This is a genomic window from Mesorhizobium sp. M0676 (assembly GCF_040320535.1).
Classification (GTDB): domain Bacteria; phylum Pseudomonadota; class Alphaproteobacteria; order Rhizobiales; family Rhizobiaceae; genus Mesorhizobium.
In genome coordinates this window covers 1-14,075 of the sequence record NZ_JAMYPU010000003.1, presented here as the reverse complement: position 1 = coordinate 14,075, position 14,075 = coordinate 1, and the positions used below count along the sequence as shown (strand labels likewise).

The following is a 14,075-nucleotide window of genomic DNA, read 5'->3' as shown; positions in this document are numbered from 1 at the left end:
GGTAAGTGCGTCTAGCCCGCAGCCCGTGCCGGCTCATCCTGCTGGAACGCTGCCAGTGCAGCCTTCAGCCCGTCAGGTCCCTCAGCAATCGTCTGCGCCATCGGCGAAAACCCGGCCCCGAGCATCTTGCGGCCCAGCATATGGTCGCCCGGCCTGTTGACGGATTCGATGCCGAGCAGCCGGCTTCCAGCATAGTGGTAGATCGAGAACTTGTTCTCAGCGAGGTCGCCCAGCACGACATGGCTGTCGCCGCCCGAGGTCAGCCCGACCATCTGCAGTTTCATGTCGCCGATGTCAGACCAGAACCACGGCACCGCCGCATAGGCGTCCGTATGGCCGGTGATCGTGCGTGCGGCAAGCCGCGCCTGGTCGGTGGCGTTCTGCACTGATTCCAGCCGCACGTCGCCGCCGGTCGACCAGTGGCGGTAGGAAGCGGCGTCGCCGATGGCCAGAATATCAGGCACTGAGGTGCGCATCTGTTGGTCGACGCGGATGCCACTGGCGACAGTCAGTCCGGCAGCCTGAGCAAGTTCGACATTCGGCACGGCGCCGATGCCGACGATGACCATGCGCGCGGGCAGCCTTTCGCCGGTGGAGGTGATGGCGGCGCAGACATGGCCGTTTTCGCCTTCCAACCTGGCAATGGTGGTGCCGGTGAGGATACGCACGCCGATCGCCTCCAGCCGTTGACGGACATGGCTCGCCACCACCGGCGCCACGGCGCGGCCAAGCAGCCGGTCGACAGCCTCGACCAGGGTGACGTTGCGGCCGGCGGCCCTCAGCGTAGCCGCGATCTCCAGCCCGATGAAGCCGCCGCCGAGGATGACCACGTCTTCGCTTTGGGCGCTGAGCTGGCGGATCAGCCGCGCATCGGCGATCGAGCGCAGCGACAGCACGCCCGAGAGGTCGGCGCCCGGCAGCGGCAGGAGCCGCGGCCGCGAACCGGTGGCCAGGATGAGCCGGTCGAACGGCAGCACGCCGCCGCCTGCTATGTCCAGCTTGCGGCCTGCCGTATCGATGCTGTCGATTCGGACGCCCGGCCTGAAGTCGATGGCGCTGCCGGTGTAAAAGGCCTCGCCGCGCAAGGGTTGCGGCTTGGCATCGGCGTCCTTGATGAAGGTCTTCGACAGCGGTGGCTTGTGATAGGGCAGATCGGTTTCGTCGCCGATCAGGATGACAGGCCCGTCATAGCCTTCCTCGCGCAGGCTGGCGGCCGCTTGCACGCCCGCATGACCCGCACCGACAATGACGACCCCGTTCTTCATCGCAACCCGAATTCCTGTTTCAAATCTGGAGCATGATGCCGAAAAGTGTGAAGCGGTTTTCGGACGACATCATGTTTTGATTGTGAGCCGTTCCGCCAGATGGCGATTGTCTGCCGCCGTCGCAAGAGCCCCGGTCCGGGTCGCACCCGGAACGGTCGCTTGTCAATCGCGGCGTCTCTCACCTTGGCTGCTGGCTATACGATTGAAAGTTGACAGTCCCAGTTTAGAATAATTCTAAACTGTTGTTTCAATTGAATTTTCTAGGGTTGACCAGTTGACTTCCGGCCTCGCCATCGTTTTATGGAGGCTCGCGCGTCAGCGCACCCCTTTGATGTTTGGGCCTTGAACCCGTTCGATTGGAGGCATTTGGTGTCTTTCTTCCGTGAGCCGCGCAACGGCGCGGCATCTGTGGTGTCCTACGGCATGCCTATGTCCCGGCACCGTTTGGCACGCGCGCCTTTTACCGAATCCCCTTTGAACTGGAGACTGATGATGACAGCGCGATATGGCGGCAGACTGGCTGCGATCGGTGCCACGGCTATGTTGACGGCGGCGGTTTTCATCCTGCCGGCCAAGGCGGCGGAGATCGATGCCAAGGCGGTCATCAAGACCTATTCCGACATCGCGCTGGCCAAGTACGAGGATTCGCTGACCACGGCGCAGGCGCTCGACAAGGCTGTCGACGCGCTGCTTGCCAACCCGTCGGCGGACACGCTGAATGCCGCCCGCGATGCCTGGAAGGCGTCGCGCGTGCCCTACCAGCAGACCGAGGTCTACCGCTTCGGCAACAAGATCGTCGACGACTGGGAAGGCAAGGTGAACTCCTGGCCGCTCGACGAAGGCCTGATCGACTACGTCGCCAAGAGCTACGGCACCGAGTCCGACGCCAACGCGCTCTACACCGCCAATGTCGTCGCCAACAAGGACATCGAGATCGACGGCAAGAAGGTCGACGCCTCGAAGCTTTCGCCGGAGTTCCTCGCCGGCACGCTGCAGGAGGCCGGCGGCATCGAGGCCAATGTCGCCACCGGTTATCACGCCATCGAATTCCTGCTCTGGGGCCAGGATTTGCACGGCACCGGCCCGGGCGCCGGCGAGCGTCCGTACACCGACTACGACCTCAAGAACTGCACCGGCGGCAATTGCGATCGCCGGGCCGAGTATCTGAAGTCGGCCAGCGATCTTCTGGTCTCCGACCTGCAGGAGATGGTCGGCAACTGGAAGGAAGACGGCGCCGCCCGCAAGAACCTCGTCGATGGCCAGCCGAACACCGCTATCTCGGTGATCTTCACCGGCATGGGCTCGCTGTCCTACGGCGAACTGGCCGGGGAGCGCATGAAACTCGGCCTGCTGCTGCACGATCCCGAAGAGGAGCACGACTGCTTCTCGGATAATACCTACAACTCGCATCTCTATGACGCCATCGGCATCCGCGCCGCCTATCTCGCCAGCTACACGCGCATCGACGGCACCGTCGTTTCAGGCCCGTCGGTGCACGATATGGTCAAGGCGGCCGATCCGGCGATCGACAAGGAACTGTCCGACAAGCTCGATGTCTCGGTTGCAAAGATGGAGGCGATCAAGGCGCGGGAAGTGGCCGGCGAGGCCTACGACCAGCAGATCGCCGAGGGCAACACCGAAGGCAATGCTACCGTGCAGGCGGCAATCGACGCGCTGGTCGACCAGACCAAGTCGATCGAACGCGCCGTCGGCGCGCTGAAGCTGAACAACATAGCCTTCGAGGGGTCCGACAGCCTCGACGCACCGGACAAGGTGTTCAAGTAGCACCCCAACCAACTACCAGCCAAACGGCGCGGAGGGGCGCCGTCAGCCAGAGCCAATCCATGCTGATCTGCCATTGCAACATCATCACCGAAAAGGAGATTGAGCAGACGATCGTCGATCTGCTGGATCAGGACCCCTGGCAGCTGATCGTGCCGGCGAAGGTCTATCACACGATGCAAAAGCGCGGTCGCTGTTGCGGCTGCTTCCCAAATGTGGTCGAAACGATCATTCGGGTCACCGAAAATTACCACACCCGTTCGGAGGCGAGCGGCGTGGACATCGTTTCACACCTGGATCGCGTCAGAGGCCTGCGCGTCCAATATGGGAGCAGAATCCATGAAAGGCGAACCGCAGATCATCGAGCGGCTTAACGAGGCTCTGTTCCTGGAGCTTGGCGCCGTCAATCAATACTGGGTGCATTTCCGCCTGCTCGAAGATTGGGGATATGCCAAGCTGGCAACGAAGGAACGCGCCGAATCGATCGAGGAGATGCACCATGCCGACCGGCTGGTGGCCCGTATCATCTTCCTCGAAGGGCATCCCAATTTGCAGTCCGTGGCGCCGTTGCGCATCGGCCAGAACGTCAAGGAAGTGCTCGAATCCGATCTCGCCGGCGAATATGACGCACGCACCGCCTACAAGCGTTCGCGCGAGATCTGCAACGAAGCCGGCGACTACGTGACGATGAAGCTGTTCGAGGAATTGCTGGCGGATGAGGAAGGTCACATCGACTTCCTCGAGACGCAGCTCGACCTCCTTGCCTCGATCGGCGAGGAAAAATACGGCCAGCTCAACGCCGCATCGGCGGACGAGGCGGAATAGGACCATGCAGGAATGCGGCGCCCCCTAGATATTCTGCGCCGCGTGCGGCGGGCTAACGGCCCGCTGCTCCTCAAAAACCCGCGATGCCAGGCGTTTCGTGGGCTTTCGGTTGTAATCCTGGCGGCAATTTTGGCCCCGGCCCTGGCCGGATCGTCGGAACCGGTCGGCCTCGCCACGAGCCGCACCGACCTGACGCCGAAGGACCGGTCCCGCGTCCTTGCCGTTACCAGGCCAACCCAGGATTTCTCCAAGCCCGAATCCTTCGAAACGATGCAAGGCGGCGCCGGCACGTCGCGCAAGCAGGCCGACCGCGACGCCTTCTCGCAACCGTCTGAAAACATCACCTTCGAGGAACAGGGCAATTTCAAGCTCGGCAATGCGCTTTTCCGCAAGAACTGGGTGTCGTCGCCATCCTCGACCCAGGCCTCGGACGGTCTCGGACCCCTGTTCAACGAGCGCGCCTGCCAGAATTGCCATTTGAAGGATGGCCGCGGCCGCCCGCCGGCCGCCGGCCGCCGCACCACGTCGATGTTCCTGCGGCTGGCGCGCGATGCGAGCACGGCCGAGGAAAAGGCCGAGATCGCCGCGCACAAGGTGCTGAACTTCCCCGATCCGGTCTACGGCACGCAGTTGCAGGAACTGGCGGTGCCCGGCCTCAAGGGCGAAGGCCGCATGTATGTCGATTATCGCGAGGAAAAGGTCACGCTCGGCGACGGTAGCATCGTTTCGCTGCGCAAGCCGAGCTATTCGGTCGACGGGCTTGGCTACGGCCCGCTTGACCCGCGCACCACGCTGTCGCCACGTCTGACCCCGCCCATGATCGGCCTTGGCCTGATCGAACAGATCGCGCCGGCCGACATCCTTGCCCATGCCGATCCCGACGACCGCGACGGCATTTCCGGCAAGCCCAACATGGTGCGTGACCTCAGCAGTGGGCAACTGACGCTTGGCCGCTTCGGTTGGAAGGCCCAGACCGCGTCGATCCGCCAGCAGGCGGCGGACGCCTTTGCCGGCGATATCGGCATTTCGACGCCGGAAGAGCCCAGTCACTGGGGCGATTGCACCGCGGCTGAAAAGGCCTGCCTCGAAATGCCGAACGGCGTGCAGAAGCGGCTTGGCCCGATCGAGGCGCCACCACCGGTGATGGACCTCGTCACCTTCTATTCGCAGAACCTTGCGGTGCCGGCGCGGCGCGATGTCGGCGCACCCGCCGTGCTCGCCGGCAAGAAGCTGTTCTACGAGATGGGCTGCATTGCCTGCCATACGCCGAAATTCGTCACCATGCGCGGGAACAAGGCGCAGGCGTTCCAACTGATCTGGCCCTATTCCGACTTTCTGCTGCACGACATGGGGCCTGGCCTTGCCGACGGCCAGGCGGTGGGCGATGCCACGGGAAGCGAATGGCGCACCCCGCCGCTATGGGGCATCGGCCTGACCGGGACGGTCAACGGCAACGCTTTCTTCCTGCATGATGGGCGTGCGCGCACGCTTGCCGAAGCGATCCTGTGGCATGGCGGCGAGGGGCAGAAAGCGCGCGATCGCTTTGCCGCCGCCAATACGGCCGACCGCGATGCTCTCATCAAATTCCTGGAGTCATTCTGATGCTCAAGCGGGTTTTGCCTGTTCTACTCCTCCCATTGGCTCTTTTCGGTGCGTCCCCGGTATCGGCCTCGGTGAAAGCCTCCGATGTCATTCAAAGAGCGATCGACGGATTTGTCCGCCCCGCCTATGCCAGCCTGCATGGCCATGCCGGCACCTTGGCGAAGGCCATGGACGCGCTCTGCCAGGCGCCGTCGCAGGGCAACCTCGATGCCGCGCATGCCGGATTCTCGGCCACGGTCGCAGCCTGGTCGTCGGCTGAAATCATCGGCTTCGGGCCAATCAAGGAGAACAACCGGCTGGAGCGCATGCTCTACTGGCCGGACCGAAAGAGCATCGGCCTGAAGCAGGTGCAGGCGGCGCTGGCCGGCAAGGATCCGACCGCCACCGATCCGGCGCAGCTGGCGGGCAAGAGTGTCGCGATGCAGGGATTAGGGGCGCTTGAGTTCGTGCTTTACGGCGACGGCGCCGAGACGCTCGTCGGCAAGGACGAGCCCTATCGCTGCGCCTATGGCGCGGCAGTCGCCAAGAACATCGAGACCATGGCGGCCGATGTCGACGCGGCCTGGAAAAAACCGGACGGTTTTGCAGCCTTGTGGGCTAATCCCGGACCCGACAATGCGCTTTACCGCGACGGCACCGAAGCGGTGACCGAACTGGTCGGCGTCTTCATCAACGAGCTGGAAATGGTCCGCGACGTGCGCCTCAAAGGTTTTCTCGGCGCCAAACCGCAGGGTGACAAGCCGAGGCAAGCGATCTACCGGCGCTCGCAAAACACCGGCCTTTCATTAGCCGGCAACCTCTCCGGCATTGTTGCGCTGTTCCAGGCCTCGAAGCTCGGCGACGCGCTGCCCGAGGATAGCAGATGGATGGCGGAATCCATCCATATCCAGCTCATCAATGGCGTTGCCACTGCCAAATCCATCCAGGGTCGGATCGACAAGACGCTCGCCGATCCCGCGGAGCGCGGAAAACTCGAACATTTCGCGCTGATCACCTCCAGCCTGTCGGGCTTGATCGGCACCCGGCTAACCGCCGAGTTCGGCCTGACCGCCGGCTTTTCGTCACTGGACGGGGACTGACCAATGGTTGCGACACGCACGCCGCTGATGGACCGCCGCGATTTTCTCAGAGCTGCCGGCGCCGGCTTCGTCGCGTCAATGGCGCCGCGGGCCTGGGCGGACACGCTTGCCGCCGATGCCGTCTTTGCCACCGCCTTCGTCAAGCGCGACGGCAGCTTTGGCGCCGCTGTGTTGTCGGAAGCCGGAAAAGTATTGCATGCGATCGACCTGCCCGACCGTGGCCACGACGTCACCTTCGATCCGGTCTCGAAGCGCTCCGTGGTCTTCGCCCGGCAACCCGGCACCTTCGCCGTGGTCTTCGACCATGCCGGCCGCGAGCCGCCGCTGACCATCGCCAGCATCACCGGTCGGCATTTCTTCGGCCACGGCGTGTTTTCCGCAGACGGCGCGCTGCTCTACGCCACCGAGAATGACTTCGACAATGCCGCCGGCGTCGTCGGGATCTACGACGCACGGGCCAAGTTCAGCCGCATCGGCGAGTTTCCGACCTATGGCATGGGGCCGCATGAGCTCTTGCTGCTCGGAGACGGCCGGACGATCGCCATCGCCAATGGCGGCATCGAGACCCATCCCGACTATGGCCGCGCCGAGCTCAACATCGCCACCATGAAGCCGTCCTATGTGCTGGTCGATCGCACAACCGGCGATCTCATCGAAAAGCACGAACTGCCGCCGGCTCTGCACCAGCTGTCGATTCGCCACATGGATGCCGACCCCACAGGCACCATCTGGTTCGGCTGCCAGTACCGCGGGCCGGGCACCGAGCGGCCACCGCTGGTCGGCCGCGCCACGCGCGGCAAGGGGCTGCAGCTGCTCGACATGCCGCAGGACGTGCTATCCGGCTTCCGGAATTACATCGGCTCGGTCGCCGCCAACCCGATTGCCGGCACGGTCGCGGTGTCTTCGCCGGAAGGCAATTCGCTGGCCGTCATCGACGCCGCCAGCGGCAAGATCGTCGCCACCAAGGCGCTGGTCGAGGTCTGCGGCCTGGCGCCCGACGGCCCGGGCTTCATGGCAACCACGGGTGCCGGCGAAATCATCGAAGGCAGCGGCGCGACGCGCTCCGAGCCCGACTATGTCTGGGACAACCACATGCTGCGCATCGCGCCGGCGGCGTAAGCCGTCCGGCCTGCACCGAAGCGAAGCCGCTTAACAATTTACGCGCTGGCTCTTGCGGCGGCGCGCCGTGGCGGGCAGAGGGAGACTGTTTTTCGAACCGGTCGCCCATGAAACTGCTCGCCATCGACTGTGCCGCCAATCTCTGCGCCGCTTGCGTCTATGACGCATCGGGCGGCAGAGAGCTCGGCCGCTCGGTACTCGATCTCGGCAAAGGCCACGCCGAACACTTGATGGCTGTCATTGACGAAGCGTTGAAAGCGGACGGCACCGATTATGCCGGCCTTGGCGCCGTTGCGGTCTCCATCGGTCCGGGTTCCTTCACCGGCCTGCGGGTGGGCGTCTCGGCGGCGCGCGGCCTGGCGCTGGCGCTGAAGATCCCGGCGATCGGGGTAACGACACTGGAGGCGCTGGCGGCCGAGGCGAGGGCGGCATTTCCCGGCCGCCCGGTCCTGGCCGCTCTCGATGCCGGCCGCGAGGAAATCCATGCCGCGCTTTACGATGCGGAAGCGATTTTGCGCTATGGTCCGGCGGTGACCACACTTGCGCAAGCCGCGGGAATGGCGGCGGACAATCGTCCGGTGCTTGCCGGCACGGCCGCCGTGCAGATCGCAGCCGCGGCCGGTCGCGATTTCGATATCGGCCCGACGGCTGCCACCGCCGACATTGCCGTCTACGCCCGGCTCGCCGCTGCAAAAGGCGAGGGCGACAAGCCGAAGCCACTCTATCTGCGCGGCGCCGATGCCAAGGCGCAGGCCGGGTTCATCCTGTTGAGGCAGGAAAAGTGATGCGCATCCCTTTCCTCCAGCCGCGCCGCAGGGACTATGCGCTCGAGCCGCTGACCATCGCCGACAGCCCGGCAGCGTCGGTGCTGCACCGCGAGGATTTCGTCCGGCCCTGGACCGATGGCGAGTTCGCCGCGTTGCTCGAACAGGAAACCGTGTTCGGCTATGCCGCGCGCGAAATCGGCCAGGGCGCCAAGCCGCCGGTCGGCTTCGTGCTGGCCAGGCTTGCAGCCGGCGAGGGCGAGATTCTGACCGTGGCGGTGTCGCGCTCGCATCGCCGCCAGGGGCTCGGCTGGCAATTGATGGACGCCGTGCTGCGCGAATTGCATGCGCAGCGCGCCGAGGCGCTGTTCCTTGAGGTCGACGAGACCAATGTCGCTGCCATCGCCCTCTACCGGCGGCTGGGCTTCCGCCAGGTCGGCCACCGCGCCAATTATTACCGCTCGACCGAACATGGTCCTACCGGCGCGCTTGTCATGCGCCGCGATCTTCGCTAGCCAAAGTTTTGGGGCAGGGCCAAGCTGCATGATCGGAAAAATCAGGATTTTCCTGGCGCTGAGCCTCGTTGTCGTCGGTTCGCTGGTCCTTGTGCCTTTGCAGCTGCTGTCGATGAAGACTGGAATCTGGCGCGAGACGGTCATTCTGAAGGCCTGGCACAGCCTCATCGTCCGGACGCTCGGCCTGCGCATCCATGTCAAAGGTGCGCTGTCCAGTGAGCGCCCGCTGCTGGTCGCCTCGAACCATATCTCCTGGACCGACATCATGGTGCTGGCCTCCTTTGCCGATGTGACCTTCATCGCTCGGGCGGACATGGAGGGATGGCCGCTGATCGGCTGGCTGTCGAAACTGCAGCGTACGGTCTTCATCGAACGCGAGCGTAAGCGGACAGCTGGCGACCAGGCCAGCGAGATCGCCAGCCGCATGGCCAAGGGCGACGCCATGGTGCTGTTTGCCGAGGGCTCTACCGGCGACGGCAACACCATCCTGCCGTTCAAGAGCACCTTGTTCGGCGCCGCCTCGATGGCGATTTCGGAAGGCGCGGCCGAGCAGGTCTTCATCCAGCCGCTGGCGATTGCCTACACGCGGGTGCACGGCGTGCCTCTCGGCCGCCGGCACCGGCCGCTCGCTGCCTGGATCGGCGATCAGGACCTGATGCCGCATCTCAAGGTGCTGATGGCCGAAGGCGCCATTGACGTCGAGGTGCATTTCGGCGAGCCCATCGCCTTTTCCAAGGGCTCGAACCGCAAGGAAACGTCGAGGATGATGGAAAGCCAGGTGCGCGCCATGATGCAGGCCGCGCTCGCCGATCCCCGACCGAGCCGCTAGCGCAGGCCGAGCGCCTACGAGACGATGCCCGAGAATCGTCTGTTTTTTGTCACGGAAAGGCGATAGAAGCCGCCGGATGGATTTGAACACGATAGAGCGGAACGACCCCGACAGCGTCGCGCAAAACGCGGCTGCGGCGTCCGCCCCGGCCAAAAAGGTCTTCGTCAAGACCTATGGCTGCCAGATGAATGTCTATGACTCACAGCGCATGACCGATGCGCTGGCCGCCGACGGCTACACCGCGACCGATGTCATCGCCGACGCCGATCTGGTGCTGCTCAACACCTGCCATATCAGGGAGAAGGCGGCGGAAAAGGTCTATTCCGAGCTCGGCCGCATCCGCGACATGAAGGCTGAACGCGCAGCAGTTGGGCGCGAAATGCTGATCGGCGTCGCCGGTTGCGTTGCGCAGGCCGAAGGCGCGGAAATCATCCGCCGTTCGCCTGCTGTCGATCTGGTCATCGGCCCGCAGACCTATCACCGGCTGCCCGATGTGCTGGCCCGGGTGCGCGGCGGCGAGAAGATCGTCGAGACCGAATACGCCATCGAGGACAAGTTCGAGCATCTGCCGCAGCCGAAGCGTGCCGAAATGATCAAGCGCGGCGTCACCGCCTTCCTCACGGTGCAGGAAGGCTGCGACAAATTCTGCACCTTCTGCGTCGTGCCCTATACCAGGGGCTCGGAAGTGTCGCGGCCGGTGGCGCAGATCGTCGCCGAAGCCGAGCGGCTGGCCGATGCCGGTGTGCGCGAGGTGACGCTGCTGGGGCAGAACGTCAATGCATGGCACGGCAAGGGTGAGGATGGCATGGAATGGGGGCTTGGTCGCCTGCTGTTCCGGCTGGCCGAAATTCCTGGCCTGGCGCGGCTGCGCTACACCACCAGCCATCCGCGCGACATGGACGACGAATTGATCGCTGCCCATCGCGATCTCCCGGCTTTGATGCCTTATCTGCACCTGCCGGTGCAATCCGGGTCAGACCGCATCCTCAAGGCGATGAACCGCAGGCACACGGCCAAGGACTATCTGGCGCTGCTCGAGCGCATCCGTGCTGCGCGCGGCGACATCGCGCTGTCCGGTGACTTCATCGTCGGCTTCCCCGGCGAAACCGAGGCGGATTTCGAGGCGACGATGGGTCTGGTGCGCCAGGTGAACTACGCCTCGGCCTTCTCGTTCAAATATTCGCCGCGTCCCGGCACGCCGGGCGCCGATATGCCCGATCACGTGCCGGAAGCGGTCAAGGACGAGCGCCTGCAACGCCTGCAGGCGCTGCTGCTGAAACAACAGCAGGATTTCGGCCTGAGCCTGGTCGGCTGCACCATCGACACGCTGATCGAGAAGGCCGGCCGTCAGGCCGGCCAGAAGGTCGGCCGCTCGCCCTGGCTGCAGCCGGTTATTGTTGATGAAAAGGCCGGCGAAATCGGTGACATTATCCGGGTGCGAATCACGAAGACGGGCTACAATAGCCTGTTCGCCGAGTTGGCTTGATGGCCTCGGCAGATGAGGAGAGACGGTTGAGCGCTGCTGAAGTGAAGACTCTGCCCCAGAACCAGACATCCGGGGCCTCTGACATGGCGCACATCGTTCTGACTTTCGACAACAACAAGCTTGCCAGCGCCCTGTACGGCCAGTTCGACGAGAACCTGGCCCGGCTCGAGCAGAAGCTCGGCGTCGACATCCGCTCGCGCGGCAACCAGTTGACCATCAAGGGCTCGGCCTCGGCGGCCGAACAGGCGCGCCGCGCACTCGACAATCTCTACGGCATTCTCCAGAAGGGCACCGACATTGGCCAGTCCGACGTCGATGGCGCCGTGCGCATGGCGATTGCCGCCGACGACCAGCTGACGCTGCCGACGCTTGAACGCAAGGGCAAGGTTTCGGCCGCCCAGATCTCCACCCGCAAGAAGACGATCTATGCCCGTTCGCTCAACCAGGACGCCTATATGCGGGCACTGGAGCGTTCGGAACTTGTCTTCGGCATTGGCCCGGCCGGCACCGGCAAGACCTATCTGGCGGTGGCGCATGCGGCGATGCTGCTCGAACGCGGCATGGTCGAGCGCATCATCCTGTCACGGCCGGCGGTCGAGGCCGGCGAGCGGCTGGGTTTTCTGCCCGGCGATATGAAGGAAAAGGTCGATCCGTATCTGCGGCCGCTCTATGACGCGCTTTACGACATGATGCCGGCCGACAAGGTCGAGCGCGCCATTGCCGCCGAGGTCATCGAGATCGCGCCGCTGGCCTTCATGCGCGGCCGCACGCTGGCGCATGCCGCCGTCATCCTCGACGAGGCGCAGAACACCACGCCGATGCAGATGAAGATGTTTTTGACCCGCCTCGGCGAGAATTCGCGCATGATCGTCACCGGCGATCCGACGCAGATCGATCTGCCTCCAAGCACCAAGTCGGGCCTCGTCGAAGCCTTGCGTGTCCTTGACGGCGTGGCGGGCGCGGTAACCGTGCGCTTCAACGATGTCGACGTTGTGCGCCACCCGCTGGTGGCCGAAATCGTCAGGGCCTATGACCGCGACGCCAAGCTGGCGCGCGGCCTCGGCGCCGAGAGCTGATGTGACGATGCGGGCTCATGCCTGAAGACATAAGACCTGGCGGCGGGGATAGTTCGGTTCCCGTCGAGATCGATATGTCGGTCGAGGCCGGCGACTGGCCCGATGAGGCGGCGCTGACGCGTCTGGTCGATCGCGCCGTGTCGGCTGCCTTTGCCGAAACCGCTGCTGCCGGTCCTTCCGAACTCAGCATCGTCTTTTCCGACGATGCCCATATCCGTACCCTCAATGCCGGCTGGCGCGGCAAGGACAAGGCGACCAACGTCTTGTCTTTCCCGGCTTTTCCGTTCCCCAGGGGTGGCAAGCTGCCGCCGATGCTGGGTGACATCGTGCTCGCCGCCGAAACGGTGGCGCGCGAAGCAGCCCTGGAAGACAAGCCCTTCGAGAACCATATCACCCATCTCGTCATCCACGGCCTGCTGCATTTACTGGGCTACGATCACGAGACCGATGCAGAGGCCGAGGAGATGGAAGCCATCGAGCGCTCAGCGCTCGCAAGGCTTGCCATTCCCGATCCCTACACGTAATGACAAAAGACCAATTGACCGGACGACGATGAACGACAAACCAGAAACTGCCGCCCGCCCCGAGGCTGGCAGTGCGACAAAGCCTTCCGATACGACGGAAGAGGGATCGAGTCCGAGTCCCAGTTCCGGCAGCCCCGCTTCTGGTAGTATTGCCAGCGAGCCATCGCCTGCCGGTCCGTCCCTGTTCGACCGCGTCTTGGGCCTTTTCAGGCAGCGGAACGGCACCAGCCTGCGCGAGGAAATCGCCGGCGCGCTTGCCGAAACGACCAGCGATGCCGGGTCTTTCTCGCCCGGCGAACGCGCCATGCTCAACAACATATTGCGCCTGCGCGAGGTACGCGTCGAGGACGTCATGGTGCCGCGCGCCGATATTGAGGCCGTCGAGATCACCACGACGTTGGGCGATCTGCTCGGTCTGTTCGAGCAGTCCGGCCATTCCCGCATGCCGGTCTATTCCGAGACGCTCGACGATCCGCGCGGCATGGTTCACATCCGCGACGTGCTGGCCCACATCACCAAGGTCGCCCGGGTCAAGAAGGGCAGAACATCCAGGAAGACGCCGGCAACGACGCTTCTCGACCTCGCCCAGGTCGATCTCGGCCGCACCATCGGCGACCTCAATCTGATCCGCCCGGTGCTTTTCGTGCCGCCCTCGATGCTTGCCTCCGACCTGATGGGCCATATGCAGACGACGCGAACCCAGATGGCGCTGGTCATCGACGAATATGGCGGCACCGATGGTCTCGCCTCGCTGGAAGACATCGTCGAGATGGTCGTCGGCGATATCGAGGACGAGCATGACGAGGACGAGCCGCTGATCACCCAGACCGGCGAGGGCGTGTTCGTCGTCGACGGCAAGGCCGAGATCGACGAGGTCGCCAAGATGATCGGCGAGGACTTTACCGCCGGTGAGCATGGTGAATATGTCGACACGATCGGCGGCATGATTTTCAACACGCTCGGTCGCGTGCCCGCGCGTGGTGAGGTTGTGCAAGCCATCCCCGGCTTCGAATTCCACGTGCTCGACGCCGATCCGCGCCGCGTCAAGCGGGTGCGCATCGTCCAGAACCAGAAGGGCGAGCGTCGCCGCCGCGTGACCGCCCCCCGCACGGAGCAGGCCTAGGTGTTTGATCCCAGGCTTTGATGGCGCATACTTTTCGTCCGAATCAAAGGATGCGCTATGGGCCAGGTTCTTCATGGGAGCGCCAC

At 64.2% G+C, this 14,075-nt stretch carries 14 protein-coding genes; 13 read left to right on the top strand and 1 reads right to left on the bottom strand.

Annotation, left to right across the window (positions count from 1 at the left end):
- Positions 1–11 precede the first annotated feature (11 nt).
- A complete protein-coding gene (locus tag NKI35_RS04060) occupies positions 12–1,265 on the bottom strand; it encodes an NAD(P)/FAD-dependent oxidoreductase (protein ID WP_023711442.1) in 1,254 nt (417 codons plus the stop codon).
- Between the two features lie 492 nt (positions 1,266–1,757).
- On the opposite strand from NKI35_RS04060, the gene NKI35_RS04055 reads away from it, so the two are divergent.
- The 13 genes from NKI35_RS04055 (at position 1,758) to NKI35_RS03995 (ending at position 13,989) form a co-directional block, all read left to right on the top strand.
- Positions 1,758–3,050 carry an imelysin family protein gene (locus NKI35_RS04055; protein WP_352738956.1) on the top strand — a complete coding sequence of 431 codons (1,293 nt, stop codon included), beginning with the start codon at positions 1,758–1,760 and terminating at the stop codon, positions 3,048–3,050.
- A gap of 59 nt (positions 3,051–3,109) precedes the next feature.
- Entirely contained in the window at positions 3,110–3,421 is a 312-nt protein-coding gene (locus NKI35_RS04050) for a (2Fe-2S)-binding protein (RefSeq protein WP_023669536.1), read from the top strand.
- A complete protein-coding gene (gene bfr / locus NKI35_RS04045) occupies positions 3,387–3,872 on the top strand; it encodes a bacterioferritin (protein ID WP_352738706.1) in 486 nt (161 codons plus the stop codon). Before NKI35_RS04050 ends, bfr begins: the two co-directional genes overlap by 35 nt.
- A 12-nt stretch (positions 3,873–3,884) precedes the next feature.
- The gene (locus NKI35_RS04040) at positions 3,885–5,474 is read left to right on the top strand and encodes a di-heme oxidoreductase family protein (protein WP_352738704.1); all 1,590 of its coding nucleotides are present in this window, start codon (positions 3,885–3,887) and stop codon (positions 5,472–5,474) included.
- A complete protein-coding gene (locus tag NKI35_RS04035; RefSeq protein WP_352738701.1) occupies positions 5,474–6,553 on the top strand; it encodes an imelysin family protein in 1,080 nt (359 codons plus the stop codon). Before NKI35_RS04040 ends, NKI35_RS04035 begins: the two co-directional genes overlap by 1 nt.
- Before the next feature lie 3 nt (positions 6,554–6,556).
- Complete coding sequence (locus NKI35_RS04030) at positions 6,557–7,672, top strand: DUF1513 domain-containing protein (protein ID WP_352738699.1); 1,116 nt, start codon at positions 6,557–6,559, stop codon at positions 7,670–7,672.
- A gap of 107 nt (positions 7,673–7,779) precedes the next feature.
- A complete protein-coding gene (gene tsaB, locus NKI35_RS04025; RefSeq protein WP_023669541.1) occupies positions 7,780–8,457 on the top strand; it encodes a tRNA (adenosine(37)-N6)-threonylcarbamoyltransferase complex dimerization subunit type 1 TsaB in 678 nt (225 codons plus the stop codon).
- Positions 8,457–8,951 carry a ribosomal protein S18-alanine N-acetyltransferase gene (gene rimI, locus NKI35_RS04020; RefSeq protein ID WP_352651268.1) on the top strand — a complete coding sequence of 165 codons (495 nt, stop codon included), beginning with the start codon at positions 8,457–8,459 and terminating at the stop codon, positions 8,949–8,951. Before tsaB ends, rimI begins: the two co-directional genes overlap by 1 nt.
- Before the next feature lie 28 nt (positions 8,952–8,979).
- Positions 8,980–9,780 (top strand): lyso-ornithine lipid O-acyltransferase, encoded by an 801-nt coding sequence (gene olsA, locus NKI35_RS04015; protein ID WP_352738696.1) that lies wholly within the window; start codon positions 8,980–8,982, stop codon positions 9,778–9,780.
- Positions 9,781–9,856: 76 nt separating this feature from the next.
- Positions 9,857–11,266, top strand: a complete 1,410-nt coding sequence (gene miaB / locus NKI35_RS04010; RefSeq protein WP_352738694.1) for a tRNA (N6-isopentenyl adenosine(37)-C2)-methylthiotransferase MiaB — start codon at positions 9,857–9,859, stop codon at positions 11,264–11,266.
- Positions 11,267–11,349: 83 nt separating this feature from the next.
- Positions 11,350–12,342: a PhoH family protein gene (locus NKI35_RS04005; protein ID WP_027049340.1), complete on the top strand. Its 993-nt coding sequence runs from the start codon at positions 11,350–11,352 to the stop codon at positions 12,340–12,342.
- Between the two features lie 17 nt (positions 12,343–12,359).
- Positions 12,360–12,866: an rRNA maturation RNase YbeY gene (gene ybeY, locus NKI35_RS04000; RefSeq protein WP_352738692.1), complete on the top strand. Its 507-nt coding sequence runs from the start codon at positions 12,360–12,362 to the stop codon at positions 12,864–12,866.
- 28 nt (positions 12,867–12,894) lie between these two features.
- On the top strand, positions 12,895–13,989 hold the full coding sequence (locus NKI35_RS03995; RefSeq protein WP_023682011.1) for a hemolysin family protein: 1,095 nt from the start codon (positions 12,895–12,897) through the stop codon (positions 13,987–13,989).
- The last annotated feature ends 86 nt before the right edge of the window (positions 13,990–14,075 follow it).

Excerpts from the sequence above, each read along its gene's own strand:
- NKI35_RS04005 (WP_027049340.1), top strand. The coding sequence starts at position 11,350 with ATGGCGCACATCGTTCTGACTTTCGACAACAACAAGCTTGCCAGCGCC.
- bfr (WP_352738706.1), top strand. The coding sequence starts at position 3,387 with ATGAAAGGCGAACCGCAGATCATCGAGCGGCTTAACGAGGCTCTGTTC.
- NKI35_RS04050 (WP_023669536.1), top strand. The coding sequence starts at position 3,110 with ATGCTGATCTGCCATTGCAACATCATCACCGAAAAGGAGATTGAGCAG.
- NKI35_RS04040 (WP_352738704.1), top strand. The coding sequence starts at position 3,885 with ATGCGGCGCCCCCTAGATATTCTGCGCCGCGTGCGGCGGGCTAACGGC.
- NKI35_RS03995 (WP_023682011.1), top strand. The coding sequence starts at position 12,895 with ATGAACGACAAACCAGAAACTGCCGCCCGCCCCGAGGCTGGCAGTGCG.
- olsA (WP_352738696.1), top strand. The coding sequence starts at position 8,980 with ATGATCGGAAAAATCAGGATTTTCCTGGCGCTGAGCCTCGTTGTCGTC.
- ybeY (WP_352738692.1), top strand. The coding sequence starts at position 12,360 with ATGCCTGAAGACATAAGACCTGGCGGCGGGGATAGTTCGGTTCCCGTC.
- NKI35_RS04030 (WP_352738699.1), top strand. The coding sequence starts at position 6,557 with ATGGTTGCGACACGCACGCCGCTGATGGACCGCCGCGATTTTCTCAGA.
- NKI35_RS04055 (WP_352738956.1), top strand. The coding sequence starts at position 1,758 with ATGACAGCGCGATATGGCGGCAGACTGGCTGCGATCGGTGCCACGGCT.
- NKI35_RS04060 (WP_023711442.1), bottom strand. The coding sequence starts at position 1,265 with ATGAAGAACGGGGTCGTCATTGTCGGTGCGGGTCATGCGGGCGTGCAA.
- tsaB (WP_023669541.1), top strand. The coding sequence starts at position 7,780 with ATGAAACTGCTCGCCATCGACTGTGCCGCCAATCTCTGCGCCGCTTGC.
- NKI35_RS04035 (WP_352738701.1), top strand. The coding sequence starts at position 5,474 with ATGCTCAAGCGGGTTTTGCCTGTTCTACTCCTCCCATTGGCTCTTTTC.
- miaB (WP_352738694.1), top strand. The coding sequence starts at position 9,857 with ATGGATTTGAACACGATAGAGCGGAACGACCCCGACAGCGTCGCGCAA.
- rimI (WP_352651268.1), top strand. The coding sequence starts at position 8,457 with ATGCGCATCCCTTTCCTCCAGCCGCGCCGCAGGGACTATGCGCTCGAG.